General features: G+C 64.6%; 3 protein-coding genes. 1 reads left to right on the forward strand and 2 read right to left on the reverse strand.

The window, feature by feature from the left end; all coding sequences use genetic code 11:
• Positions 1-25: 25 nt before the first annotated feature.
• Positions 26-1,012 carry a HAMP domain-containing protein gene (locus RMO25_RS00055; protein ID WP_309660558.1) on the reverse strand — a complete coding sequence of 329 codons (987 nt, stop codon included), beginning with the start codon at positions 1,010-1,012 and terminating at the stop codon, positions 26-28.
• A 392-nt stretch (positions 1,013-1,404) separates the two neighbouring features.
• Between RMO25_RS00055 and RMO25_RS00060 the strand changes: the two genes are divergently transcribed.
• Positions 1,405-2,460, forward strand: a complete 1,056-nt coding sequence (locus RMO25_RS00060; RefSeq protein ID WP_309660559.1) for a LacI family DNA-binding transcriptional regulator — start codon at positions 1,405-1,407, stop codon at positions 2,458-2,460.
• A gap of 175 nt (positions 2,461-2,635) precedes the next feature.
• Here the strand turns inward: RMO25_RS00060 and RMO25_RS00065 are convergent.
• On the reverse strand, positions 2,636-3,513 hold an 878-nt coding region (locus tag RMO25_RS00065; protein WP_309660560.1), incomplete at its 5' end, for an autotransporter outer membrane beta-barrel domain-containing protein.

Raw genomic sequence — 3,513 nt, forward strand, 5'->3', positions numbered from 1 at the left:
ACTGGATTTCATCGTTGTGCTCGTTCTATCTGTTCTTGAGCTCGAGGATTTCGCCCTTCACGTCGACCGTGATCTTCTTCGACAAGTCGCCGGAAGCCACGGCGGTGGTCACTTCGGCAATGTTGCGCACCTGGCCGGTCAGATTGTCGGCCATCAGATTGACGTTGTCGGTCAAATCCTTCCACGTGCCGGCGACGCCGCCCACCCGCGCCTGGCCGCCGAGCTTGCCCTCGGTGCCGACTTCGCGGGCGACGCGGGTCACTTCGCTGGCGAAGCCGTTGAGCTGATCGACCATCGTGTTGATGGTGTTCTTGAGCGCCAGTATCTCGCCCTTCACGTCGACCGTGATCTTCTTCGACAAGTCGCCGCGGGCGACGGCGGTGGTCACGTCGGCGATGTTGCGCACCTGGCCGGTCAGGTTGGCGGCCATCAGATTGACGTTGTCGGTCAAATCCTTCCACGTCCCGGCGACGCCCTTCACATTGGCCTGGCCGCCCAATTTGCCCTCGGTACCGACCTCGCGCGCGACGCGCGTCACTTCCGACGTGAACGATGCGAGCTGCTCGACCATAGTGTTGACCACCTTGCCGATACGCAGGAAGTCGCCGCGCAGCGGTCGCCCGTCGATTTCGACCGTCATCGATTGCGACAGATCGCCCTTGGCGACCGAGCCGATGACCCGCGCCACCTCGGTGATTGGCTGGACCATGTCATCGATCAGGTCGTTGACCGCGCGCAGCTTGGTGTCCCAGCCGCCGGTCGCGCCGCGAACCTTGGCGCGGTGGCCGATCTTGCCTTCCTTGCCGACCACCTTGGACAGCCGCTCGAATTCTTCGGTAATCTGCTGGTTGAAGCCGACCACCTCGTTGAACAGCATGGCGATTTCATTGTCGGCTTCAGGGCCGTCCTCGGCCAGGCGGACGGTAAAGTCGCCGCGCCGCAATCTTCGCAGTGCGGCGATCAAGTCCCTGCGGCTGACACCGAATTCCGACCGCGGGCTCTGCTTGTTCACTGCGCACCTCTTCCACCGAACTCAACGCGCGGGAGCGATGCCTGCAGCTCCCCCCGCTTTGGGAAATCCGCGAACGGCAAGCGGGTTCCCTGGGCGGTATTTTTTGCGACGAGACGATCGGGCCGCCGGCCAGCCATGCCTGGCACCGGGTTGCTGCTTCGGGCGAGCGATGGATCGCGCTTTCTTCGCTTTCTTGTCGATGCTCGCGCGCGACACACTTGCCGCCGCGCTTGGCGGAGTTCGCGGCGGTCGGCGGTGATGATATTGGCGTTCTGATCGGTCTCGCCCCGGGACGACGCACTTTGCTCCTTGTCCAGAGTCAACCGTCGTTCGTATGTGAACGCTCACAAAATCGCTGGCTCACGGTGGTTTTAGTGCTAACTTTGAAGGCGATGGGGGAACGACCCAAGCTTGCATCGGTGACGATCGAGGATGTTGCGCGCAGCGCCGGCGTGTCGCGCCAGACCGTGTCGCGCGTGATCAACCGCAGCCCGAACGTCAAGCCGGTCGTGCGGGCGCGGATCGAAGCGGCGATCGAACAGCTGCGCTACGTCCCAAATCTCAGCGCGCGACGGATGGGCGGCGGGCGCTCCTACCTCATCCTGGCGATCAGCGACCGCGGCCGGACGCTCGAAAACTGGCAGGCCGGGCGCGGCAACGACTGGGTCGACCAGATGCTGTTCGGCGGCATGACCGCGTGCGAGGCGCATGGTTACCATATGCTGTTCAATCTGGTCGAAACCGACGCCGGCGTCGCGTGCCGCAAGGTCGCCGAGTCGCTGTCCGCGCTGCGCCCCGATGGCGTCATCCTCACCCCGTCCCACAGCAAAGACGCGCAACTCGTCGAGCTGCTTGCCGAACGCAGGATCGCCTGCGCGACGATCAACTCGCGCAAGCATGAGGGCTGCGTCAGCGTGACGATGGACGAGGCCGGCGCGGCGCGCGAAGCGACCCGTCATTTGCTGGCGCTCGGCCATCGCCGCATCGCCTTCCTCGCCGGCTCCTCGGCTTATGGCAATTCGGCGCTGCGCCTTGACGGGTTTGAAGCCGCGATGGCGGACGACGGTGCATCGGCCGGCGGGATGGTGGTCAGAGGCGATTTTCATTTCGAGCGCGCTGCCGAAGCGGTCAGCGACCTGCTCCGGGCCGGGGACCGGCCGACGGCGATCATCGCCGAGAATGACGAAATGTCGTTCGCCGTGCTCCACGTCGCCAACCGGCTGGGCCTGGCGATACCGGCCGACCTGTCGCTGATCAGCTTCGAGGACACGCCCGGCGTCCGCTTCAGCGTCCCCCCGCTGACCGCCATCCGCCAGCCGATTGCCGCCATGATTGGACAGGCCTGCGAAAAATTGATTGCGATCCGCGGCGGCGCGGAGGCGCGGGACGAATATGTCTTGCCCTACGAACTCGTGGTGCGTTCGACCACTGCGCCGCCACGCGCTTGATCCGCCCCGCCCGGGCTTTTCCAAATAGGGTCCTGGCGGTGAAAGCAGTCAGCTGCGAACCGCTCTCTCACGATATTCCCTGCATGAAGGGAAATCAGCAGGGAAATCTGGTCGAAACTGGCAGAACGGGACAGATTCTTTGCGTTTGGACCAACGCATTGGGCCACGGATGAGGTCAGAAGCGCACCACCAGCTTGACGTTGGCGCTCTCGCTTTTGACCCGGTCGCCGTAGAGGCCCTTGAAGCCGAACTGCAGCGCGGCATTGCTGTTCGCCTGCACTTCGACATTGGCCCCAAGCATCAGCATTTCCTTGTCGATCAGCGTGCGGATCATCGCCGGATCGGACGCGTCGGGCGATCCGATCAGCCGGATCGGGGCGACGATCTGCCCCTTGTCGGATAGTTGATAGCCGACCGTTCCCGAGAGCTTGATCGCGCCGCTCTTGACGCCGGCGGTCAGCTTCGGGGTTGCCGACAGATACCAGTCCGACGTGCCGTCGCTGCGTGCGCCGGTGCCATCGAGACCGCTTTCGGCAAAGTCGCCGATCGTCATGCGGATCGCCTGGAGATCGATCGCCGGGGTCGCGAACAGAGTGCCGCTCGACAGCGTGAAGCCGAGGCCGGCATTGGCACCGACGTAGCGCGTCCTGATAGTCGCATGGCCGACGCCTGGCTCGAAGATATTCTGGAACCGCTCGGTCGCGTAATGCTGGCTGCCCAGCGTCAGCGCCAGACTTGCTTCGCCGCGATCGCCCGCGAACAACTTGCCGATGCCAAGCCCGGCGTGGAAGCCGAACCCGCCGGTTCCCTTCGTCCGACTATTGTCAGCCTCAAGATTGCCAACGTCATCGAAGCCCAGCGACCCACCGACCCGCCAGCCGTTGCCGGCCGAGACGGCGCCACCCAGGCGCAGCCGCGCCGAGGCGGCGAAGTCGACGTCCATCTCGCCGCCCTTGCTATCGAGGCGGTGGCCATCGACACGTCCGAAGACACACTTGGCGCCGCGCTCATCGCCCGGCTGGCAGCCCACTACGCCGGTGCCGAAATCGCGCG

It is taken from the genome of Sphingomonas sp. (assembly GCF_031361285.1).
GTDB lineage: Bacteria > Pseudomonadota > Alphaproteobacteria > Sphingomonadales > Sphingomonadaceae > Sphingomicrobium.

Excerpts from the sequence above, each read along its gene's own strand:
- RMO25_RS00060 (WP_309660559.1), top strand. The coding sequence starts at position 1,405 with ATGGGGGAACGACCCAAGCTTGCATCGGTGACGATCGAGGATGTTGCG.